The sequence below is a fragment of the Mesorhizobium sp. M0802 genome, from assembly GCF_040320115.1.
Taxonomy (GTDB): Bacteria; Pseudomonadota; Alphaproteobacteria; order Rhizobiales; family Rhizobiaceae; genus Mesorhizobium.
Genome location: NZ_JAMYOY010000016.1, coordinates 77,977 through 98,073, shown reverse-complemented (window position 1 = coordinate 98,073; position 20,097 = coordinate 77,977). Strand labels below are relative to the sequence as shown.

The window sequence follows — 20,097 nt, the reverse complement described above, 5'->3', positions numbered from 1 at the left end:
AGCCCATGGCGGTCTACACCGACGTCAATGAGGGAGAACTCGGCGCGTTCCTGAGGGCATATCCGGTCGGCGAACTCTTGTCCTACAAGGGGATCGCCGAAGGCACCGAGAATTCGAATTTCCTGCTGCACACCTCAAGCGGCTCTTACATCCTAACGCTCTACGAGAAGCGCGTCGACAAGGCCGATCTGCCGTTCTTCCTCGGCCTGATGGGCCATCTCGCCCGCAAAGGCATTTCCTGCCCGCTGCCGGTGACCGCGCATGACGGCACCGTCATCGGCACGCTGGCCGGCCGTCCCGCGGTCATCATCACCTTCCTCGAAGGCCTGTCGCTGCGGCGGCCGACAGCGGCGCATTGCGCCGAGGTCGGCAAGGCGCTCGCCGCCCTGCATTTGGCCGGGCAGGATTTTGCGATGACGCGTGACAACGCACTGGCCATCGAGGGCTGGCGCAAATTGTGGAACGCCTCGCGCGACCGAGCCGACGAGGTCGAGCCGGGACTGGCGGCCGAGGTCGACGCCGATTTCGCGGATTTCGAACGCCATTGGCCGCAGGGCCTTCCTGCCGGCATCATCCATGCCGATCTGTTTCCCGACAATGTCTTCTTCCTCGGCGAGAAACTGTCCGGCCTCATCGACTTCTATTTCGCCTGCCACGACCTCTACGCCTATGACGTCGCCACCTGTCTCAACGCCTGGTGTTTCGAGAAGGATTTCTCCTTCAACCTGACCAAAGGCACGGCGCTGCTGGCCGGCTATCGGAGCGTGCGGCCTTTGAGCGAGGGCGAGAAAGCAGCGCTGCCGATGCTTTCGCGCGGCTCGGCGCTGCGCTTTATGCTGACCCGGCTCTATGACTGGCTGACCGTTCCCGACGGCGGGCTGGTCATGAAGCGCGATCCGACCGAATATATCCGCCGCATGCGCTTCCACCGCGCGATCAAGTCGCCTTCGGAATACGGACTGACATGACCAAGCAGGTTGAAATCTTCACCGACGGTGCCTGCTCGGGCAATCCCGGTCCCGGCGGCTGGGGCGCCATCCTGCGCTTCAACGGCAAGACCAGGGAATTGTCGGGCGGCGAGGCCGAGACGACCAATAACCGTATGGAGCTGCTGGCCGCCATCTCGGCGCTGAATGCGCTGAAGGAGCCGTGCGCCGTCGAGCTTCACACCGACAGCAAATATGTCATGGACGGTATCTCCAAATGGATCCACGGCTGGAAGAAAAACGGCTGGAAGACTGCTGACAGGAAGCCGGTCAAGAACGGTGAACTGTGGCAGGCGCTGGATGAGGCCAATCGGCGCCACAAGGTGACCTGGAACTGGGTCAAGGGCCATGCCGGCCACACCGAGAACGAACGCGCCGACGAACTCGCAAGGGAAGGTATGGCGCCGTTCAAGAGGGGCTCAGCCAAACCTGCGGCGCCGAAAGTGGCGCTGAAGCCGGCGGCATCCGAGAAGCAGCCGGCGCCACGGGCACGGCGCTCGACCCAAAGCTATTGAGCTCAAGCTATCGGCAGGGGATCTCACTCATGCCGATCGTATACTACATCACCCATCCCCAGGTTCAGATCGATGCCAACGTTCCCGTGCCGCACTGGGGGCTGTCCGAGATCGGACGAGCGCGAGCATCAGCCATGCTCGATCAGCCATGGGTCGGATCGATCCGCCGTGTCGTCTCGTCGGCCGAGCGCAAGGCGATCGAAACCGCCGAGATTCTTGGCAAACACCTCGGCCTCGCGGTCGAGGTGAGGGAGCGCATGCATGAGAACGATCGGTCGGCAACCGGCTTCCTGCCGCCGCCGGAGTTCGAGGCGGTCGCCGACCAGTTCTTCGCCGACCCGCACAAAAGCATCCGCGGCTGGGAGCGGGCCATCGATGCCCAGCAACGCATTGTCAGCGAGGTCGAAACGGTGCTGGGTGCTGCCGATGGCGGCGACATTGCCTTCGTCGGCCATGGCGGCGTCGGAACATTGCTGCTGCTCTCGCTCAGCGGCCGCGCAATCAGCCGCGCGGCGGACCAGCCGGCCGGCGGTGGTAATTACTTCGCCTATGATGTCGGCACGCGCCGCGTCGTCCACGGATGGCGGCCGATAGACAGTCTGGCGCCGCGCTAAAGCGGATGTCAGGAGATCATCGATACCGTAGCCGCGATGAAGCCGCGCGCGACCAACGGATAGAACCCGTCCTCAGCGGATCAGCAGGGCCGTGCCGTAGAGGCCGAGCGCGAACACCGTGTGCGAGATCACGTTGAAGGCGCGGATCTGTATCGCGTTGGGGCGCTTTGAGGCGGCCCAGCCGGCGCCCATGCCGGGCGCCAGCAGGAACCAGCCGGCGCCGATGGTGACCATGCCGAGGATGAAGGCCGGCAAGAAGGTCGGCGCGTCCAGCCATGCCCTGCCCACCAGCGCCACCAGGATGAAGCCGTAGACGATGCCGGTGACATAGTGGAAAGCCCAGCCCAGCGCCTGCTCATGCGCATAGGGTGCGGCTTGGGCGATATCGTCGTGGAAAACCTTGCCTTCCCTAAGGTGCCAGACCCAGCGGCCGGGCGGCCCCCAGTTCGGCCGCGGCTGGCTGAGCGCCAGATGCAGGAACAGCGCCCAAAGATCCATCAGCACCGTGGCGCCGATGCCGATCGCAATGCTGCGCCAGATGATGTCAAACATCGTCGATGTCCCCCAAAGCAGGCAATCCGGCTGGAAGCGCGTGGTCGTCAGGCCATGGCGCTCATGAGCCGAGGCGGCCGTCGCGGTTTAGAGCTGGCTCAGAATGTGAGCGGCACCCGATGTGTCGACTCCTGGCTTGGTCTCGACATTGAGCGCCGTGACCTTGCCGTTGTCGACGATCATCGAGAAGCGCTTCGAGCGCAATCCCATGCCGCCGCTGGAATAGTCGGAGTCGAGGCCGATCGACTTGGCGAAGTCGCCATTGCCGTCGGCGAGATAGAGGATCTTGCCTTGACCGCCGGTGAAATTCGCCCAGGCGCCCATGACATGGACATCGTTGACGGACACGACGGCGATGGTGTCGACGCCGCGGGCCAGGATGGCATCGTGGTTCTCGAGATAGCCCGGCAGATGATTGTTGCTGCAGGTCGGCGTGAAGGCGCCTGGAACACCGAACAGCACGACCTTCTTGCCCGCGAAAATCTCGGCCGAGGTGATCACCTTGGCGCCGTCGGCGGTCATTTCCTTGAAGGTCGCATCGGGCAGTTTGTCGCCAACGGCAATCGTCATGATGGTCCTCGTGTGAAAAGCAGGGAAGGTTTCTTGCGATAGCGAAATCGGCCATCTCCCGCAACCGCCGACAAGGCCTGGATCAAGGGAAAGCCTGGATCGGGTCGGTATCAGGGAAACGGCAGAACGCCCTCGACCGCGCCTTCGGCACTTGTCAGGGTGTAATACAACCCGCCATCGGTCGGTGTCGTCGACGGCCGGTCGAGGATCGGAATGGTAAACACAAGCCGGCCGTCCTTCTCGTTGCGCGCAGGCGCCCCGAACATATAGTCGCGACCCCCGGCGACGAATAAATCCGCCGCCTCCGGATCGCCGGGAAAAGTCGCCTCGACGATCAGCGTCTCATGGTCGCCCGGCAGCACCTTGATCCCGAAATCGGGCTTGGCAGGCGCGGGCAAGGTGGCGAGTGCCGCCTTCACCAGCGCCGCATCCTCGGCATTGTCGGGATCGGCGGCGGGATCGACGCTCAGTCGCGTCTGCACCGGAATACAGATCGTCTCGCATATGCCGAGAAAGATGTCGGCATCGATGACGGCCGCATCCCCAGGCGACGACAAAGTGAATGTCACCGGCAGCGAGACCGGATGGTTGTAGCCGGCCCATTTGCCGTAGCCGTCGTCATGGCGCCGCGGCGGCGGGAAGGAAAACGCCGCATCGGTGATGTTGGTGCTGGCCGAAACGTCGATCTGCGGCGGCACGCCGGCGTCGCCCGGATCGCGCCAATAAGTTTTCCAGCCGGGCTTGAGCGCGATGTCGAGCACGCCCTGTATGCGACCGGCCTCGTCGGCCTTGCCTGTTGTCACCAGCCGCACCTTGCCGCCTTCGCTGTTGTACCATTCCGACGAGGAGGCGGCGGCGGGCAGGACTGCTCCGCATCCGATAGCAATACCGAGCAGCAGGATTTTCAAGCTTTGCATGGCGTTGATTTGATCGTCAGTTCATGGCCGCGCAATGTTTTCGTGGCGCTCTGCGTATCATATTTGCGTGACCTTCGGGCAAGGAACAGTTGGCTTCAAGCAATCGGCCGAGTGAAGTTCGCAGTCAAGATTCCGTTGTTCCAACCGTTGGGCTTTGGCCGAATCGCACGCGGCGCATCTTTTCGGCGTCCCGGAAACGCGTTACGCTCCAGTCCATGGACTTGTTGCGCCACAAAAAGACAGCCGGTGGACGCGGCTTTCTTGACGACCAGTTCCTGATTGCCATGCCCGGCATGAAGGACGATCGCTTCACGCGCTCGGTCATCTACATCTGCGCGCACAGCGATGAAGGCGCCATGGGCCTGATCATCAACCAGACGCAGCAGATGCTGTTTCCCGATCTTCTGGTGCAGCTCGGCATCATGAACGAACAGGAGGCGATCAGGCTGCCTGCGCAGGCCCGCGACTTCGTCGTGCGCAATGGCGGCCCGGTGGACCGCAGCCGCGGCTTCGTCCTGCACTCGGGCGACTACCGGGTGGAATCCTCGCTCACCGTCTCCGACGATATCTGCCTGACCGCGACGGTCGACATATTGCGCGCCATCTCGTCCGGCCGCGGCCCGCGGCGCGCGTTGATGGCGCTCGGCTATTCCGGCTGGGGCGCCGGCCAGCTGGAAACCGAGATCGCCGAGAATGGCTGGCTGACCTGTCCGGCCACGCCGGAGCTGCTGTTCGACGCCGACATCGAGCGGAAGTACGACCGCATCCTGGCATCGATCGGGATTGATCTGGCGCATCTGAGCCTGGCCGCGGGGCACGCCTGAGGCCTCGCATTTGCCGACGTTCCGCCGAACCTTCGCGACTAGCCGAAGCCGCCCGCCACTTTCGTCATCCTAGGGTCTGCGCTGCGTCGCTGCGCTCCTTGCTTCGCCCCAGGATGACGAAGGCGCGGTCGCTTCAGCTAATTTTCGGGGTTCATTCCAATGTAACCACGCGCCTGCACGACGCATGCCTCACCCATCACGCCTGCGTCATCGGGTACTGCTCTTTCAACGCCTTCAGCACCTGGTCGCCTGGCATCGGCGCGCCGAACATGAAGCTTTGCACATATTCGCAGCCCATCTGGCGCAGTTCCAGCGCATCGCTTTCGTCGGAGATGCCCTCGGCCACCACCGACAGGCCGAGTTCATGCGCCATGTTGACCATGGATTTGAGCAGCACCGCCCGCTTCGGCGTCGCGTCGTCGACGAAGCTCTTGTCGATCTTGATGGTGTCGAAGGGGAAGCGGGTCAGATAGGCGAGCGAGGAATAGCCGGTGCCGAAATCGTCCAGCGACAGGCCGATGCCGAGCTGTTTGAGCTTGGTCAGCACATGCGAGGTTTGCTCTGGATTGTCCATGACCAGCGATTCGGTAAGTTCGAGCCGGAAGCAGCGCGGCTTCAGATTGGCGCGCGCGATGACCGAGCGGACATCGCTGACCAGGTCGCGGCGGATCAGCTGGCGGCTGGACAGATTGACCGACACCGACAGCGGCGTGTCGCCGATCTGCTTTTGCCAGCCGGCGAGGTCCTCGGCCGCCTGCTGCATGGCAAACAGCCCAAGCTGCACGATCAGGCCGCAGCTTTCGGCGACCGGAATGAAATCGCCCGGCGGGATCATGCCGCGGCGCGGATGGTCCCAACGCAGCAGCGCTTCGAAGCCGGCAATGCTGCCGTCCTCCAGCCGCACGATCGGCTGGTAGGCAAGGGTGAATTCGCGCCGCTCGATGGCGCGGCGCAGATCGGATTCGAATTGCAGCCGGTCGGTGCCGACGGTGCGGAAGGCCGGCCGGAACGGTTCGATCCTGTCGCCGCCGAAGCGCTTGGCCTGGTGCATGGCAAGCTCGGCGTCCTTGACCATGTCTTCTGCCGAAGTCTGCGCCGAGGTCCAGGTGATCAGGCCGATCGAGGCAGTCAGCACGATCTCGCGCTTGGCGAAGGTGATCGGGTTGTTGATGGCGTGCTTGATGGCGTCTGCCACCGCCGCGATGCGGGAGGGTTCCTGTTCGGAGAGCAGCATCAGGGCGAACTGGTCACCGGCAAAGCGCGACAGCGAATCCTTCGGTTTCAACAGCCGGTGCAAGCGGCGCGCAATGGTGAGCAGGATGGTGTCGCCGGCCGAGATGCCAAGCCCGTCATTGACCTGCTTGAAACGGTCGATGTCGATGACGAAGACGGTGGGGCGCACCTTCTCTTCGGTACGCGCGATCGAGATGATGGCTTCCAGCCGGTTCATCAGAAGTTCGCGGTTGGGCAGGCCGGTCAGATTGTCGTGAACGGCATCGTGCAGCAGCCTTTCCTCGGACTTTTTCTGCTCGGTAACGTCGACCATGGTGCCGACGCAGCGAATCACTTCGCCATCCGAGCCGATCACCGGCCGCGCCCGAAGCAAGAACCAGTGGTAGTGCCCGTCGGCGCCGCGCAGGCGGAAATTCTGCGAGACCCGGCCGCGCCGATGTTCGAGCACCACGTCGAGCGTGGTGCGGAACGTGTCGCGGTCGTCGGCATGCAGCACCGGCAGCCAGTTGCGGGCCGCACCCCCCAGGCTGTTGGGCGCCAGGCCAAGCTGGATGCTGACGTCGGGCTTGGTGACGACGCGGTCGCGCAGCACGTCCCAGTCCCACACCGTGTCGCCGGAACCGGCGACGGCCAGCGCCTGGCGCTCGAGATCGGAGAACAGGCCCTGATGCAGCGCGCCGCCGGCAAAGGCATGCTGCATGACGGTGAAGCCGATCAAAAGGATGATCAGGATCAGCCCGCCGCCCAATGCCGGCTGGGCGATGTCGTTGTCGAGCATGCCGGTGATCGCCATCCACGACCCGCACAGCCATAGCAGCACCATCACCCAACTGGGCACCAGCATGATCGCACGGTCGTAACCACGAAGACCGAGCAGGATGATGAGGCCGAGCCCGGTCAGCGCGGTGGCGGCAAAGGACAGCCGGGCAATACCGGCGGCGACGGCCGGATCGATGATGGCCACACCCGCGATCAGCACCAGGCCGAGAATCCAGACCAGCGCGCCATAGCTGAAATGGCCGTGCCATCGGTTGAGGTTGAGATAGGCGAACAGGAACACCACGAAGGTCGCCGCAAGCGCCACTTCGGTTCCCGCTCGCCACATCTGCTCGTTGCCGGGCGATATCTCTATGATCTTGTTCAGAAAGCCGAAATCTACGCAGATATAGGCCAGAACCGCCCAGGCCAGCGCTGCGGTCGCCGGAAACATCGAGGTTCCCTTGACCACGAACAGAATTGTCAGGAACAGCGCCAGAAGGCCGGCAATGCCGATGACGATGCCGCGGAACAGCGTATAGGAATTGACCGAGTCCTTGTAGGCTTCCGGCTCCCATAGATAGACCTGCGGCAGCTTCGGCGAGGCGAGTTCGGCGATGAAGGTGATCACCGTTCCCGGGTTCAGCGTCACCCGGAACACGTCGGCGTCGGAGCTTGACTGGCGGTCGAGCGCGAAGCCCTCGCTGGGTGTGATCGCGGCGATGCGGGTGGCGCCGAGATCGGGCCAGAAGATGCCGGAATTCACCAGCCTGAAATGCGGCGCCACGATCAGCCGGTCGAGCTGCTGGTCGGTGGTGTTGGCGAGCGCGAACACCGCCCAGTCGCCGCTCGAGCGCGCGTCATTGGCCTCGACCTCGATGCGCCGGACGATGCCGTCGGGACCGGGCGCGGTCGACACCTGGAAGTTTTCGCCCTGATTGACGTAGATCTGGACGGCGCGCGACAGGTCGAGCGCGACATCGTCGCGGGCAATCTTGATCGGTTCGACGGCGAAGGCCTGGAGCGCCGCGCAAAGCGTGACGACAACCGCCAGAACAAAGGCCAACAGCGACCCGTTTCGCAGGAAATTCGTCAAAAATCAGTCCTTCGTTCCAGCGCCCGGCGGATCGTCCGCGATCCGGGCGTAGAGGTAGTGGTCCTGCCAGATGCCGTTGATCCTGAGGTAGGATCGCAGAAGTCCTTCGCGCCGGAATCCGGCTTTTTCAAGCACGCGGATCGACCGGACATTGTCGGGAATACAGGCAGCTTCGATCCGGTGCAACCTCAGCGTATCGAAGGCGAAGCGGCAGACCACCTTGACCGCGTCGGTCATCAGGCCGCGGCCGCCAAACCGCTCCCCGATCCAGTACCCGACATGGCCGCTTTGCGAGACGCCGTGGCGGATATTGCCGAGCGTAATGCCGCCGGCAAGCTTGCCGCTCGCCTTCTCGAAGATGAAGAAGGCGATGGCTGTCCCCTGCGCATAGTCTTCGCGGTAGCGGCCGATGCGCAGCCGCCAGGCGGTGCGGTCGAGTTCATCGGGCGTCCAGCGCGGCTCCCACGGTTCGAGGAAGGCACGGCTTTCGCCGCGCACCGCTGACCATTCGCGATAGTCGTTGGTGTAGGGCACGCGCAGCATGACCCGGTCGCCTTTCAGTGCCGGCAGGTCACGGCGAAAGAAAGGGAGCGCGAACACCGGCGCTTGAAGGCTTAGACGGCGAGCTTGCGGGCCGTGGTGTGCGTGCCCGCAAGCGAATCGAGAATCGCCTCATAGGGCGCGAGCGTACCCACCGGTCCAACCGCGGTCAGCGTCGGCTTGGTCGAAAACAGCCGGGACGAAAGGTCGGTCAGCCGCTCGACGGTCAGCGCCGACAGCCGTTCCATCAATTCCTCCTTGGCGATCGGCCGACCGAACAGAAGCAGCTGCCTGGCGATCTGCGAGGCGCGGCTGGCCGGGCTTTCAGCCGACATGATCAGGCCGGCGCGATATTGCGCGCGGGCGCGGTCGAGCTCTTCCTGAAGGATATTCTCGCCGGCCTTCTGCAGCTCGTCGATAATGACCGGCACCAGTTCGGCAATGTCGCTCTGCCCGGTCGCGGCATGAACGCCGAAGATGCCGGTATCGGAAAAACCCCAGTGGAAGGCATAGACCGAATAGCACAGGCCACGCTTTTCGCGGACCTCCTGGAACAGCCGGGACGACATGCCGCCGCCGAGGATCATCGACAGCACCTGCGAAGCGTAGAAATCGCGCACATGATAGGCTCGGCCTTCGAAGCCGAGCACGATCTGCGCGTCCATCAGGTCGCGATCCTCGCGGAAATCGCCGCCGACATACTGCGCATATTGCGGCATCGTGCTGTCGGACTTGCTGCGGAAACCGCCGAGCTGCTTTTCGACCTCGCGCACGAAATTGTCGTGCTTAATGTCGCCTGCCGCCACGATCACCATCTTCTCGGCGCCATACTGGCGCTCTATGAAATCATGCAGCTGTTTGGAGGTGAAGGATTTGACGGTTTCCGGCGTGCCGAGGATCGAGCGGCCGATCGTCTGGTGGCGGAAGGCGGTCTCGGTGAAACGGTCGAAGACGATGTCGTCGGGCGTGTCGTGCGCGGCGCCGATCTCCTGCAGGATCACATGCTGCTCGCGCTCCAGTTCCTCTGGGTCGAATTCGGACTCCTGCAGGATATCGGCAAGGATATCCACCGCCAGCGGCACATCGTCGGACAGCACCCTGGCGTAATAGGACGTCGTCTCGACTGATGTGGCGGCATTGATCTCGCCGCCGACATCCTCGATTTCCGAGGCGATCTCGAAGGCCGTCCGCCTTTTCGTACCCTTGAAGGCCATATGCTCGAGCAGATGGGCCATTCCGTGCTCGTCGTCACGCTCATTGCGGGCGCCGGACTTGACCCAGGCGCCAAGGGCAACGGATTCGAGGCTTGGAAGGGTTTCGGTGGCGACTGTCAGGCCGTTCGACAAACGGCTTACCTCAACACCCATATGGCAAGTACTCCCTAACGCGCTGCCCTTGAGTGGCGGCTCACGTAATCTTCCACCATTTTCAGGTCGGATGGAAGTACCGTGTACTTTTCGTCGGCTGACATCAAGGACCCCAGCCATGCGGGCAGGGCCGGCGACACGCCGCAGGCGGCTTCGACCGCGGCCGGGAACTTGGCCGGGTGCGCCGTGCCCAGCACCACCATCGGCACTGCACCGTCAGCCTTGCCGGCGGCGACATGCACGGCCGCGGCCGTGTGCGGATCGAGCAGATAATTGCTGGATTCGAGCGTTGAACGGATGGTGGCGGCAACCTCGTCCATATCAGCGCGTCCGGCGTCGAATTCGGACCGCATCCGGTCGATTTCTGCGGTTTCGATGGTGAAGGCGCCGGATTGCTTGAGGCCGGCCATGTAACGCCGCACCGTGTCTGCGTTACGGTCGCAGGCCTCGAACAGCAGTCGCTCGAAGTTCGACGATACCTGGATGTCCATCGATGGCGACGTCGTCGCAAACACACCCTTGGTGCGGTATTCACCGGTCGCGAAAGTGCGCGCCAATATGTCGTTGTCGTTGGTGGCGACGATCAGCCGCTCGATCGGCAGGCCCATCTTCTTGGCGGCGTAACCGGCGAAAATATCGCCGAAATTGCCGGTCGGCACGGTAAAGGAGACCGGCCTGTCCGGCGCGCCGAGCGAAAGCGCCGAGGAAAAATAATAGACGATCTGGGCCATGATGCGGGCCCAGTTGATCGAATTGACGCCCGACAGCGACACGCGATCACGAAAACCATGATCGTTGAACATATCCTTCAGCAGGCCCTGGCAATCGTCGAAATTGCCTTCGATGGCCAGCGCCTGGACGTTGGCGGCCGTCGATGTCGTCATCTGCCGCTGCTGCACCGGCGAGACGCGGCCATGCGGAAACATCACGAAAATGTCAGTTCGGTCGCGGCCGGCGAAGGCATCGATGGCGGCGCCGCCGGTGTCACCCGAGGTCGCGCCGACGATGGTTGCGCGCTGGCCGCGCTCAGTCAGTACATGGTCCATCAGCCGGGCAAGCAGCTGCATGGCAACGTCCTTGAAGGCCAGCGTCGGACCGTGGAAGAGTTCAAGGATGAAGGTGTTGGCGCCGGTCTGCACCAGCGGGCAGACGGCCTGGTGGCGGAAGGTGGCATAGGCTTCGCGCACCAGGCGCTCGAAGACGGGTGCGGCGATCTCGCCGCCGAGGAACGGCGTCAGCACGCGGATGGCGAGGTCCGCATAGGGCAGGCCGCGCATGGCGCGGATCTCGGCTGCCGAAAACTGCGGCCATGTCTGCGGCACATAAAGCCCGCCGTCGCGGGCCAGCCCCGCCAGCACCGCGTCGGCAAATCCAAGCACGGGCGCATCCCCGCGGGTACTCACATAGCGCATCGTCAAAGGTCCATTGCTGCCGCCGGTTCATCCACGGCAATTGGTTAATTTTCCGAGCCGGCTCAGTCGCATTTTTGCCGTGGCGTTGCTATACGTCACCAACTTTGCGAGAGGGAAGTGCAGTTTCATGGCGTTTCACAAGTTCAACCGTCGCTTTGTCGCGGGTCTGGCGCTCACCGGCTTTATGCTTGCCGCCGCCGGTTGCCAATCGAGCGACAATGGCATCCTCAATCTCGGTTTCGGCAAGAAGACCGACCCGAATGCGCCAATACCGCCGCAGGATCCCAAGGTTCTCGCCAGCCAGTTGCAGGCCTACTGCCCGAAAGTGACGGTGCGTGACGGCACCGCCTACTTCAATACCTACGCCAAGGGCGCGCCGCAGCCGAGAAAGAAAAAGGCTGATGCGGCACAGGATGCCGAGGCCGCTGCCGCCGCGCAGACGGCGCCTGACGGCTCCATCGTCGATCCGAACAAGGATCCGGCCAAGATCATCTACCAGGCCTCGATCAGCGATGTGAGCCGCGATTGCAGCCGTGCCAACGGCCAGTTGACGATGAAGGTTGGCGTTGCCGGCAAGATCGTGCCGGGACCGCTGTTCGCCCCCGGCACCATCACCATGCCGATCCGCATCGCCGTGATGCACGGCCCCGACGTGCTTTACTCGCAGATCCACCCCTATCAGATCCAGGTCAGCGATCCCTCGACCGCCACCCAGTTCGTGTTCACCGATCCCAACGTCGTCGTGCCCGAACCTTCCGCCCGGGATTACACTGTCTATGCGGGCTATGACGACACCGCGCCGGCGGCGGCGGACAAGAAGTCCGGCAAGAAAAAGAAGCGCGCTCCCGCGACGAACTAAGCGCCTGGGCACCGTCGCTGCTGCGACGGTGCCGGTCAACTCTTTGAAAGATCCAAACGATCCGATCGTAATCCTGCAGGCGTGCGCCTGCGGGCAGGTCGCGTCTGCCTTTAAATCTCGATCCATTCCGCCAGCGCACTTGACTCATCCATAGCCCGGCGGTTATACGTAAATCAATAGCTCGCAGGTTATTGATCCCGATGCCAGACACCCACGATACTCTCTTCAGAACGCTTGCCGACCCGACGCGGCGCGCCATCTTCGAGCGCCTTTGCCGCCAAGGTGAGCAGACCGTAGGGGCGCTGACGGCGCAGTCCGGTGTCTCGCAACCGGCGGTGTCGAAGCATCTCGGCGTCCTGAAGCTGGCCGGGCTGGTGCGTGATCGCCACGCCGGACGCCAGACCCACTACAGCGCGCAGCCCGCGGCACTTGGTCCGCTGACCGACTGGACAGTTCAAATGACGGGATTCTGGGAGAGCCGCTTCGATGACCTCGAGAACCTGCTGAAAAGGATGGACCAGTGAGCAATCCCGAACTGCGCACCGTCGTCGTCGAACGTGAAATTTCCTGGCCGGCGGAGAAGATCTGGCGCGCGTTGACGCAGCCGCATCTGATGGAGGAATGGCTCATGAGGAACGATTTCAAGCCTGTCGTCGGCCACAGCTTCAATCTTCGCGGCGACTGGGGCGGCGTGCTCGACTGCGAGGTGCTGGCCATCGAGCAAAACAGGACGCTGTCCTACAGCTGGGATTTTGCGCATGAGGATGCCGCCTACAATCTGAAGAGCGTGGTGACGTTCACGCTCACACCCACGAGCTCGGGAACCCATCTGCGCGTCGAGCAGTCGGGCTTCCATCCGAGCCAGAAGCAGGCCTATGGCGGCGCCAGGGCCGGGTGGCAGCAATTCCTCACCAAGCTGGAGCAGGTCCTGGCGAAGCCGGATTGAAGCCTGCCGGTACCATGCCCTGATCGCGGGGCACCGAATGCAAAAAGGAGGAAATCGATGAAGATCAAGCTGACCAGCGTCTATGTGGACAACCAGGACAACGCACTGCGCTTCTACACCGACGTGCTGGGCTTTGCTGTGAAGGCCGACTTCAGCAATGGGGCTTTTCGTTGGCTGACCGTCATCTCACCCGATGAGCCCGAGGGAGCCGAGCTACAGCTGGCGCTCAACGACAACCCGGCCGCCAAGGCCTACCAGCAGGCCATCTTCAAGCAGGGGCAGCCCGCGCTCATGCTGTTCACCGACGACGTCAAGGGTGATTACGAGCGCATCAAGGGACGCGGCGGTGCGTTCGCCATGGCGCCGACAGAAGTGACCGGCTCGACCATCGCCCAGCTCAACGACAGCTGCGGCAATCTCATCCAGATCACCCAACTGGCGCGTTGGTAGGCGCTGGTTTCAAGAGGAAGTTGCAATGAACTTGAGCAAATGGATACGTCAAACCCATCGTTGGCTGTCGATCATCTTCACGCTGACCGTGGCAGCCAATTTCATCACCATGGCGTTCGGGCAACCTCCGGCCTGGGTGGTCTATTCGCCGCTGCTGCCGCTATTCCTGCTGCTGTTCAGCGGCCTCTACATGTTCGTGCTGCCTTACGTCGCGAGATCGCGTGGCGAGCAGGGCGCGCAAGGGTAGGACATGGCCAAGGCGCCGGGAAAATCGAAGGTCGCAAAACCGGCCCCAGACAAGCCGGAAAAGCCGGTCCTGCTTTCGGGCGGCAACCCGCAGATCCCTAAGGTCTATGGGGACGCTCCGGTGCAGGCATATATTGCCGCCATGCCGGGCTGGAAAAGCGATGTCGGGCGCCGGATCGACGCACTTATCGTCAGCGCCTTCCCCGGCGTCTGCAAGGCGGTGAAGTGGAACTCACCGTTCTATGGCATCGAGGGCGACGGTTGGTTCCTCAGCCTGCATTGCTTCACCAGATACGTCAAAGTCGCCTTCTTTCGCGGCACGTCGCTCGATCCTGTGCCTCCCGGCGGTTCCAGGCAAAAGGAAGTGCGCTATCTCGACATCCATGAAGGCGAAGAGATCGACGAAGCCCGCTTCGCCTCCTGGGTGAAGCAGGCCAGCCGATTGCCCGGCGAGAAGATGTGAACGGAGGCAGACCATGAAGATCAGCATGTCGAGCAAGGACGAGGGAGGCGCCTCTGCCTCCGAGCGGATAGATGCCCGAATCCGGGAGCTGGACGATTGGCGGGGCAAGACGTTGGCCAGCCTGCGCAACACCATCCTCGACGCCGACCCGGAAATCATCGAGGAGTGGAAGTGGATGGGCAGCCCGGTATGGTCACGAGACGGCATGATCGCCGTCGGCAACGCTCACAAGGACAAGGTGAAGCTGACCTTTTCTCACGGCGCCAGCCTGCCGGATCCCGACAGGCTGTTCAACAACGGGCTCAACGGCAAGGTGTGGCGCGCCATCGATGTGTCGGAGGGCGACGTGATCGATGCGGATGCGCTGAAAGCGCTCGTCCGCGCCGCGATTGCCTACAACAGGGCTAAGAAGAAACCGGCCAGGTCGGCCAAAGCTAAGGACTGATCGGTTCAGGCGTCCGACCACTCCGACAGAGCGGCAATCACACTTTTCAGTTCGGCCCAGCGTCGGATGACGGTTTCGGCTCCGGCTTCGGTCAGCACATCGGCATGGCCGGGATAGCTGTGCGCGGCGCCGGTGAAGCCGATCACGCGCATGCCGGCGGCCCTGGCGCCGGTGACGCCGTGCACCGAATCCTCGATGACGAAGGTGTTTGCCGGATTGGCGTTGAGTTGCTCCGCCGCGATCAGGAACACATCCGGCCCGGGCTTGGTTTTCTTGCTTGGTATTTCCAGCGCTGAAAAAATCCGGCCGGCGAAGAACGGCAGCAGGCCCACTTTCTCCAGCATGAACTCGATCCGCTCGGAGCGTGAGTTCGAGCAGACGCAGCGCGGCGCGGTCACCGCCGCGACCGCCTCGCGCACGCCGTCGATGGCGCGCACGTCGCTGCGCAGTTTGCGGTCGACCAGCTCTTCGGCGCGGTCGATCATCGAGGCCTGGAACGGGATCGCGGACTTCGCCTCGACCCGCATCATGATGTCCTTGAAGGTCAGTCCGGCATAGGTTTCGGCGTATTCCTCGGCCGAGATTTCATATCCGGCCAAGGTCAGCAATTCGGCCTCGACGCGGGCTGCGATGATTTCGGAATCGACGAGCACGCCGTCGCAATCGAAGATGACAAGGTCTGGCTGGGGCATGGCAATCCGAACGAGGGAGGGTGATGAGAGGCCCGGCAAGGCTCAAGCGGCGCGACATACACCAACGGGCCGGGCTGCGCAAATTGACGACGACAGGGCTGCCTGGACCGTTGCGTCCTTCACCGAATATTTACGCTGATCGGTAACCATAACGGGGAGTAAACAGTAACGCGTGCCTTGGGTGTAAAAATGTCTGCCGTGCGTCTTCTCGCCGACCTCTCCCACGCCCCCCAGCAATCCGAGTGGCTGGACACGATCCTCAAGGGCGATTGTGTCGCCGCGCTCGACCGGCTGCCGGAAAAATCCATCGACGTCATCTTCGCCGATCCGCCTTACAATCTGCAGCTCGACGGCGATTTGCACCGGCCCGACCAGTCCAAGGTTGACGCCGTCGACGATGATTGGGACCAGTTCGAGAGTTTCGAGGCCTATGACGCCTTCACCCGCGCCTGGCTCCTGGCGGCACGCCGCGTGCTGAAGCCCAATGGCACCATCTGGGTCATCGGCTCCTACCACAACATCTTCCGCGTCGGCGCCAAGATGCAGGATCTCGGCTTCTGGATCCTCAACGATGTCGTCTGGCGCAAGACCAACCCAATGCCGAACTTCCGCGGCCGCCGCTTCCAGAACGCGCATGAGACCATGATCTGGGCCTCGCGCGACCAGAAGGGCAAGGGCTATACCTTCAATTACGAAGCCATGAAGGCGTCGAACGACGACATCCAGATGCGCTCCGACTGGCTGTTCCCGATCTGCACTGGCGGCGAGCGGCTGAAGAACGACAATGGCGACAAGCTGCATCCGACGCAGAAGCCGGAAGCGCTGCTCGCCCGCATCATGATGGCTTCGACCAAGCCGGGCGACATCGTGCTCGACCCATTCTTCGGCTCCGGCACCACCGGCGCCGTGGCCAAGCGGCTCGGCCGTCACTTCGTCGGCATCGAGCGCGAACAGGTCTATATCGACGCCGCCAACGAGCGCATCGATGCCGTGCGGCCGCTGGAAAGCGCCGATCTCACCGTGCTCACCGGCAAGCGCGCCGAGCCGCGCGTCGCCTTCGTCAGCCTGATCGATACCGGTCTGATGCAGCCCGGCGCCACGCTCTATGACGCCAAGAAGCGCTGGTCGGCCAAGGTACGCGCCGACGGCACGGTGGCGATCGGCGACAGCGCCGGCTCGATCCACAAGATCGGCGCCGAAGTGCAGGGCCTGGACGCCTGCAACGGCTGGACCTTCTGGCACTATGAGCGCTCGGGCGGCCTGACCCCGATCGACGAACTGCGCCGCATCGCCAGGCTCGGCATGGAGCGGGCAGGGGCTTGATCTCAGGGTGTAAAGTCGTAGAGCGCTACCTTCCGGCCTCTGCGCGGCTCATACCGCGATGCCATACCGCTCAAGGTCCGCCTTGAGCGTTTTTGCATCTGTGAACAGCACAGCATTCCAGCCGGCCACCCTGGCGCCATCGACATTTCTGGGGCTGTCGTCGATGAACAGCGTGGCTGACGGTTCGAGACCGAACGCGGCGACGTGATGGTCGTAGATGGCGCGGTCGGGCTTGATCTCACGGATATCGGCCGACACGGTCACGCCGCGCGGGCGGCTAAGGAAATCGAAGCGCAGTCGTGCCTCGGCAAGTGTGTCGGCGGCGAAGTTCGTCAGCATGGTCACGTCGTGGCCGCTCTCGATCAGGCCGAGCATGATGGCGACGCTGTCCTCATAGGCATGCGGCACCATGTCGTTCCAATAGCGTCGGAAATTGCGAATGTTTTCAGCATGATCCGGGTAATCCGCGATCAGCAGCGCTTCCGCCTCTTCCCACGTCCGGCCACGGTCCTGCTCGATGTTCCAGTCATGCGTGCAGACATTGTCGAAGAACCACTTGCGCTCTTCGGCATCGGGAATAAGGCGGCTGAACGGAATGTTCGGATCGTAGTGGAGCAAGACGCGGCCGATGTCGAACACGATATGGCGGATTTCAGTCATTTCTGGCCTTTCAAAGCGAATGCTAGTCAATCGGGCGGTGTTTTTTGGTTGCGCCCGGTATCGCTGCTTCGATGACCTTTTTCATGACCGTCGGCAGCGCTTCTCCGGAAATGTCATGGGCCAGCGACCAGAAATGCCCTTCCGGCGCATCACTTTTCACTTGAGCGTGAAAGACTTCGAGCTCGAGCGCGAAATGGGTGAAGACATGCGCGATCTCTCCAGCGCGCCGCCAGTCGGCAGGGAAGGGCGCTGCCTCCGAAGTGGTTGCACCGTCGATCCGCGCTGTCCAACCTGTGGTCGGCACCTCGGTCATGCCGCCGAGCAGGCCCTTGTCAGGCCGCTTGCGCAACAGGATGGCGCCGTCGCCGCGCTCGGCGACGAAGGCGGCACCCCGCCTGAGTGGTTTGTCGACCTTGGGCAGGCGGACCGGAAAGCGCTCGGGGTCGCCGGACAGGATGGCGCTGCAATCCTCGCGCACCGGGCACAGCATGCAGCGCGGCCGTCTTGGCGTGCAGATCGTGGCGCCAAGGTCCATCATTGCCTGGGCGAAGTCGCCCGGCCTTGTCTGCGGAACCAGTCTTTCGACGAGCGCGCGGATTTCAGGCTTTGCCTCGCTGAGCGGCGTTGCGATCGAATAGAGCCGCGAGATGACACGTTCGACATTGCCGTCGACGACCGCCGCCGGACGGTCGAAGGCGATCGCCGCGATCGCCGCCGCCGTATAGGCGCCGATCCCCGGCAATTCCCTCAATCCCGTTTCGTTGTCGGGAAAACGGCCGCCCTGGCTCGCAACCAGATCGGCGCAGGCCTTGAGGTTGCGCGCCCGTGAATAATAGCCGAGCCCGGCCCAGGCCTTCATCACATCCTCGGCCGGCGCAGCCGCCAGCGCCTTCACATCAGGCCATTTCTCGACAAAGGCGCGAAAATAGGATTTTACCGCTTCGACCGTGGTCTGCTGCAGCATCACTTCCGAAAGCCAGATGCGATAGGGGTCCGGCCGTGCACCGCCGGCCGCGGCGTGCGGCGTGATCCGCCACGGCAGTTCGCGATGGTGCGCGTCGTACCAGGCAAGCAGACGCGCGGCGATCTCTCCCGATAGAGTTGGTCCGGATGCGGCCTTGCGGGTCTGTTCGTGCAGTGCCATTGATCGCGGGCTGGCTCTAGGCTGGTGAGGAGCGTGGCTGGAGAACGTACATGGCAGGGAGAACGCCTTACGGCAATCCCGTTCCGGTGAGCGATCTCGCGACCGCGATCCTCGACCCCGTGCTGCGCAAGCGGGCCGGCATTTCGATCGGGCTGGTGCAGTCATGGGAAGAGATCGCCGGCCCCAGGCTCGCCGGCCATTCGCGCCCCGAAAAAATCCAGTGGCCGCGCCGCATGCATGAGGACGATCCGTTCGAGCCGGCGGTGCTGGTCATCGCCTGCGAGGGCATGGCCGCGCTGCACCTACAGCACGAGACCGGCGAGATCATCAACCGCGTCAATGCCTTTCTCGGCTTCAACGCGATCGGCAGGATCCGGATCGTGCAAAAGCCGGTGCTGAGGGACAAAGCCCGGCCGAAACCGACGCCGAGAGCACTGACTTCTGTCGAAAAGGCCAAATTGTCGGATACCGTCGGCAAGATCGAGGATGAAGGCTTGCGCGCCTCGCTGGAGCGTCTTGGCGCCACAATTCTTGGCCAAAGGAAGCGGCCAAGGTAATCAACCGGTAATCAGTCGGTCATGAACGCGTCATCTATCTCGCGCATTCGTGATCCTGCATGTAGAGTTTGGCGATTGGAATGGGGACGGCGATGCCTTAATTCCCGCCAACTCTCGCCTTTTCTAGCCTTTGCGTTGCAAAATCAAACCACAGTCAGGTGATTCGCATGAACCGTAGCTTGTCCCGCAGAAACCTCCTGTCTTCGCTGGCCGTCATTCCGGCAGTGGCTATGCTCGCCGCATGCAGCGATTCAGGCGAGGATGCCAAAGCAGCGGATGTGAAGCCTGCGGCTCCCGCGCCTGCTTCGACGCCTGCCACTCCGGCCGCCGTCAAGGTCCCGGAGTCTTCCGGCAATGTCGACATGGCCGAACTGCTGAAGCCCGGCGCTTTGCCCGACAAGCAGCTCGGCAAGGATGACGCCAAGGTCACCATCGTCGAATATGCCTCGATGACCTGCCCGCATTGTGCGCATTTCGCCGCGACCACCTTCCCTGAGTTGAAGACCAAGTACATCGACACCGGCAAGGCGCGTTACATCCTGCGCGAATTCCCGTTCGATCCGAGCGCCGAGGCCGGTTTCATGCTGGCGCGCTGTTCGAAGGACAATTATTTCCCGATGGTCGACGTGCTGTTCAAGCAGCAGGCCAACTGGGTCGGCGTCAACAATACCAAGGATGCGCTGCTGCAGATCTCCAAGCTCGCCGGTTTTACACAGGAGTCCTTCGAGGCCTGCTTGACGGACCAGAAACTTCTGGACGATGTGAGATCGGTCCAGAAGCGCGGCGCCGATGAATTCAAGGTCGACTCGACTCCGACCTTCTTCATCAACGGGAAAACCTACAAAGGTGCGATGTCGATTGAGGAAATATCGGCCATCATCGACCCTCTGCTCTGACGTCCAGGCGGCGCCGGAGCGACTGCGCTTCGGC

At 62.9% G+C, this 20,097-nt stretch carries 24 protein-coding genes; 14 read left to right on the top strand and 10 right to left on the bottom strand.

The annotated features are described in order from the left end of the window. Nucleotides 1-5 precede the first annotated feature (5 nt). The 3 genes from NKI10_RS21645 to NKI10_RS21635 are packed head-to-tail and all read left to right on the top strand — an operon-like array spanning nucleotide 6 to nucleotide 2,115. On the top strand, nucleotides 6-968 hold the full coding sequence (locus NKI10_RS21645; RefSeq protein ID WP_352803266.1) for a homoserine kinase: 963 nt from the start codon (nucleotides 6-8) through the stop codon (nucleotides 966-968). Further along, nucleotides 965-1,501 (top strand): ribonuclease HI, encoded by a 537-nt coding sequence (rnhA, locus tag NKI10_RS21640; RefSeq protein ID WP_352512892.1) that lies wholly within the window; start codon nucleotides 965-967, stop codon nucleotides 1,499-1,501. Before NKI10_RS21645 ends, rnhA begins: the two co-directional genes overlap by 4 nt. Before the next feature lie 29 nt (nucleotides 1,502-1,530). After that, nucleotides 1,531-2,115 carry a histidine phosphatase family protein gene (locus tag NKI10_RS21635; protein ID WP_023692069.1) on the top strand — a complete coding sequence of 195 codons (585 nt, stop codon included), beginning with the start codon at nucleotides 1,531-1,533 and terminating at the stop codon, nucleotides 2,113-2,115. A 72-nt stretch (nucleotides 2,116-2,187) separates the two neighbouring features. Here NKI10_RS21635 and NKI10_RS21630 read toward each other — a convergent pair whose 3' ends face one another. The 3 genes from NKI10_RS21630 to NKI10_RS21620 all read right to left on the bottom strand — a co-directional run bounded on the left by NKI10_RS21630 (nucleotide 2,188) and on the right by NKI10_RS21620 (nucleotide 4,154). Next, entirely contained in the window at nucleotides 2,188-2,667 is a 480-nt protein-coding gene (locus NKI10_RS21630) for a DUF2938 domain-containing protein (RefSeq protein ID WP_023692068.1), read from the bottom strand. A gap of 87 nt (nucleotides 2,668-2,754) precedes the next feature. After that, nucleotides 2,755-3,237, bottom strand: a complete 483-nt coding sequence (locus tag NKI10_RS21625) for a peroxiredoxin (protein WP_023668407.1) — start codon at nucleotides 3,235-3,237, stop codon at nucleotides 2,755-2,757. 110 nt (nucleotides 3,238-3,347) lie between these two features. Then, the gene (locus tag NKI10_RS21620; protein ID WP_352861858.1) at nucleotides 3,348-4,154 is read right to left on the bottom strand and encodes a protein-disulfide reductase DsbD domain-containing protein; all 807 of its coding nucleotides are present in this window, start codon (nucleotides 4,152-4,154) and stop codon (nucleotides 3,348-3,350) included. Nucleotides 4,155-4,369: 215 nt separating this feature from the next. Between NKI10_RS21620 and NKI10_RS21615 the strand changes: the two genes are divergently transcribed. After that, nucleotides 4,370-4,978 (top strand): YqgE/AlgH family protein, encoded by a 609-nt coding sequence (locus NKI10_RS21615; RefSeq protein WP_023668405.1) that lies wholly within the window; start codon nucleotides 4,370-4,372, stop codon nucleotides 4,976-4,978. A gap of 196 nt (nucleotides 4,979-5,174) precedes the next feature. On the opposite strand, the gene NKI10_RS21610 is transcribed toward NKI10_RS21615, so the two are convergent. The 4 genes from NKI10_RS21610 to thrC are packed head-to-tail and all read right to left on the bottom strand — an operon-like array spanning nucleotide 5,175 to nucleotide 11,382. After that, nucleotides 5,175-8,063 carry an EAL domain-containing protein gene (locus NKI10_RS21610; protein WP_352861856.1) on the bottom strand — a complete coding sequence of 963 codons (2,889 nt, stop codon included), beginning with the start codon at nucleotides 8,061-8,063 and terminating at the stop codon, nucleotides 5,175-5,177. A gap of 3 nt (nucleotides 8,064-8,066) precedes the next feature. Beyond that, on the bottom strand, nucleotides 8,067-8,663 hold the full coding sequence (locus NKI10_RS21605; RefSeq protein WP_023668403.1) for a GNAT family N-acetyltransferase: 597 nt from the start codon (nucleotides 8,661-8,663) through the stop codon (nucleotides 8,067-8,069). Between the two features lie 14 nt (nucleotides 8,664-8,677). Then, nucleotides 8,678-9,970, bottom strand: coding sequence for a M16 family metallopeptidase (locus tag NKI10_RS21600; RefSeq protein WP_023668402.1), 1,293 nt, complete (start codon nucleotides 9,968-9,970; stop codon nucleotides 8,678-8,680). Nucleotides 9,971-9,984: 14 nt separating this feature from the next. Beyond that, nucleotides 9,985-11,382, bottom strand: coding sequence for a threonine synthase (gene thrC, locus NKI10_RS21595; protein ID WP_352861854.1), 1,398 nt, complete (start codon nucleotides 11,380-11,382; stop codon nucleotides 9,985-9,987). A 127-nt stretch (nucleotides 11,383-11,509) separates the two neighbouring features. Here thrC and NKI10_RS21590 point away from each other — a divergent pair, with 127 nt between their 5' ends. The 7 genes from NKI10_RS21590 (at nucleotide 11,510) to NKI10_RS21560 (ending at nucleotide 14,791) form a co-directional block, all read left to right on the top strand. Continuing rightward, on the top strand, nucleotides 11,510-12,241 hold the full coding sequence (locus NKI10_RS21590; protein ID WP_023668400.1) for a hypothetical protein: 732 nt from the start codon (nucleotides 11,510-11,512) through the stop codon (nucleotides 12,239-12,241). Nucleotides 12,242-12,441: 200 nt separating this feature from the next. Further along, complete coding sequence (locus NKI10_RS21585) at nucleotides 12,442-12,765, top strand: ArsR/SmtB family transcription factor (protein ID WP_023701999.1); 324 nt, start codon at nucleotides 12,442-12,444, stop codon at nucleotides 12,763-12,765. Continuing rightward, nucleotides 12,762-13,187, top strand: a complete 426-nt coding sequence (locus NKI10_RS21580) for an SRPBCC family protein (protein WP_352861851.1) — start codon at nucleotides 12,762-12,764, stop codon at nucleotides 13,185-13,187. The genes NKI10_RS21585 and NKI10_RS21580 overlap by 4 nt, the downstream gene beginning before the upstream one ends. A 57-nt stretch (nucleotides 13,188-13,244) precedes the next feature. Continuing rightward, a complete protein-coding gene (locus NKI10_RS21575) occupies nucleotides 13,245-13,637 on the top strand; it encodes a VOC family protein (RefSeq protein ID WP_023687162.1) in 393 nt (130 codons plus the stop codon). 25 nt (nucleotides 13,638-13,662) lie between these two features. Then, complete coding sequence (locus NKI10_RS21570) at nucleotides 13,663-13,884, top strand: hypothetical protein (RefSeq protein WP_023668396.1); 222 nt, start codon at nucleotides 13,663-13,665, stop codon at nucleotides 13,882-13,884. Between the two features lie 3 nt (nucleotides 13,885-13,887). Then, the gene (locus NKI10_RS21565; RefSeq protein ID WP_023687163.1) at nucleotides 13,888-14,346 is read left to right on the top strand and encodes a DUF1801 domain-containing protein; all 459 of its coding nucleotides are present in this window, start codon (nucleotides 13,888-13,890) and stop codon (nucleotides 14,344-14,346) included. Nucleotides 14,347-14,359: 13 nt separating this feature from the next. Then, nucleotides 14,360-14,791, top strand: coding sequence for a DUF1801 domain-containing protein (locus NKI10_RS21560; RefSeq protein ID WP_352861849.1), 432 nt, complete (start codon nucleotides 14,360-14,362; stop codon nucleotides 14,789-14,791). Nucleotides 14,792-14,796: 5 nt separating this feature from the next. Here NKI10_RS21560 and NKI10_RS21555 read toward each other — a convergent pair whose 3' ends face one another. Further along, nucleotides 14,797-15,483 carry an HAD family hydrolase gene (locus NKI10_RS21555; protein ID WP_352861847.1) on the bottom strand — a complete coding sequence of 229 codons (687 nt, stop codon included), beginning with the start codon at nucleotides 15,481-15,483 and terminating at the stop codon, nucleotides 14,797-14,799. 189 nt (nucleotides 15,484-15,672) lie between these two features. Here NKI10_RS21555 and NKI10_RS21550 point away from each other — a divergent pair, with 189 nt between their 5' ends. Then, a complete protein-coding gene (locus NKI10_RS21550) occupies nucleotides 15,673-16,806 on the top strand; it encodes a site-specific DNA-methyltransferase (protein ID WP_023716124.1) in 1,134 nt (377 codons plus the stop codon). 48 nt (nucleotides 16,807-16,854) lie between these two features. Here NKI10_RS21550 and NKI10_RS21545 read toward each other — a convergent pair whose 3' ends face one another. After that, nucleotides 16,855-17,466: an HAD family hydrolase gene (locus NKI10_RS21545; protein WP_023806722.1), complete on the bottom strand. Its 612-nt coding sequence runs from the start codon at nucleotides 17,464-17,466 to the stop codon at nucleotides 16,855-16,857. A 22-nt stretch (nucleotides 17,467-17,488) separates the two neighbouring features. Beyond that, nucleotides 17,489-18,610, bottom strand: coding sequence for an A/G-specific adenine glycosylase (gene mutY, locus NKI10_RS21540; RefSeq protein WP_023692057.1), 1,122 nt, complete (start codon nucleotides 18,608-18,610; stop codon nucleotides 17,489-17,491). Nucleotides 18,611-18,660: 50 nt separating this feature from the next. Here mutY and NKI10_RS21535 point away from each other — a divergent pair, with 50 nt between their 5' ends. Beyond that, a complete protein-coding gene (locus NKI10_RS21535) occupies nucleotides 18,661-19,167 on the top strand; it encodes a DUF721 domain-containing protein (protein ID WP_023687168.1) in 507 nt (168 codons plus the stop codon). Nucleotides 19,168-19,334: 167 nt separating this feature from the next. After that, a complete protein-coding gene (locus NKI10_RS21530) occupies nucleotides 19,335-20,063 on the top strand; it encodes a DsbA family protein (protein ID WP_023692056.1) in 729 nt (242 codons plus the stop codon). Nucleotides 20,064-20,097 lie beyond the last annotated feature (34 nt).

Coding starts and splice junctions, on each gene's coding strand:
- NKI10_RS21645 (WP_352803266.1), top strand. CDS start 6: ATGGCGGTCTACACCGACGTCAATGAGGGAGAACTCGGCGCGTTCCTG.
- rnhA (WP_352512892.1), top strand. CDS start 965: ATGACCAAGCAGGTTGAAATCTTCACCGACGGTGCCTGCTCGGGCAAT.
- NKI10_RS21635 (WP_023692069.1), top strand. CDS start 1,531: ATGCCGATCGTATACTACATCACCCATCCCCAGGTTCAGATCGATGCC.
- NKI10_RS21630 (WP_023692068.1), bottom strand. CDS start 2,667: ATGTTTGACATCATCTGGCGCAGCATTGCGATCGGCATCGGCGCCACG.
- NKI10_RS21625 (WP_023668407.1), bottom strand. CDS start 3,237: ATGACGATTGCCGTTGGCGACAAACTGCCCGATGCGACCTTCAAGGAA.
- NKI10_RS21620 (WP_352861858.1), bottom strand. CDS start 4,154: ATGCAAAGCTTGAAAATCCTGCTGCTCGGTATTGCTATCGGATGCGGA.
- NKI10_RS21615 (WP_023668405.1), top strand. CDS start 4,370: ATGGACTTGTTGCGCCACAAAAAGACAGCCGGTGGACGCGGCTTTCTT.
- NKI10_RS21600 (WP_023668402.1), bottom strand. CDS start 9,970: ATGGGTGTTGAGGTAAGCCGTTTGTCGAACGGCCTGACAGTCGCCACC.
- thrC (WP_352861854.1), bottom strand. CDS start 11,382: ATGCGCTATGTGAGTACCCGCGGGGATGCGCCCGTGCTTGGATTTGCC.
- NKI10_RS21590 (WP_023668400.1), top strand. CDS start 11,510: ATGGCGTTTCACAAGTTCAACCGTCGCTTTGTCGCGGGTCTGGCGCTC.
- NKI10_RS21585 (WP_023701999.1), top strand. CDS start 12,442: ATGCCAGACACCCACGATACTCTCTTCAGAACGCTTGCCGACCCGACG.
- NKI10_RS21575 (WP_023687162.1), top strand. CDS start 13,245: ATGAAGATCAAGCTGACCAGCGTCTATGTGGACAACCAGGACAACGCA.
- NKI10_RS21570 (WP_023668396.1), top strand. CDS start 13,663: ATGAACTTGAGCAAATGGATACGTCAAACCCATCGTTGGCTGTCGATC.
- NKI10_RS21565 (WP_023687163.1), top strand. CDS start 13,888: ATGGCCAAGGCGCCGGGAAAATCGAAGGTCGCAAAACCGGCCCCAGAC.
- NKI10_RS21560 (WP_352861849.1), top strand. CDS start 14,360: ATGAAGATCAGCATGTCGAGCAAGGACGAGGGAGGCGCCTCTGCCTCC.
- NKI10_RS21555 (WP_352861847.1), bottom strand. CDS start 15,483: ATGCCCCAGCCAGACCTTGTCATCTTCGATTGCGACGGCGTGCTCGTC.
- NKI10_RS21550 (WP_023716124.1), top strand. CDS start 15,673: ATGTCTGCCGTGCGTCTTCTCGCCGACCTCTCCCACGCCCCCCAGCAA.
- NKI10_RS21545 (WP_023806722.1), bottom strand. CDS start 17,466: ATGACTGAAATCCGCCATATCGTGTTCGACATCGGCCGCGTCTTGCTC.
- mutY (WP_023692057.1), bottom strand. CDS start 18,610: ATGGCACTGCACGAACAGACCCGCAAGGCCGCATCCGGACCAACTCTA.
- NKI10_RS21535 (WP_023687168.1), top strand. CDS start 18,661: ATGGCAGGGAGAACGCCTTACGGCAATCCCGTTCCGGTGAGCGATCTC.
- NKI10_RS21530 (WP_023692056.1), top strand. CDS start 19,335: ATGAACCGTAGCTTGTCCCGCAGAAACCTCCTGTCTTCGCTGGCCGTC.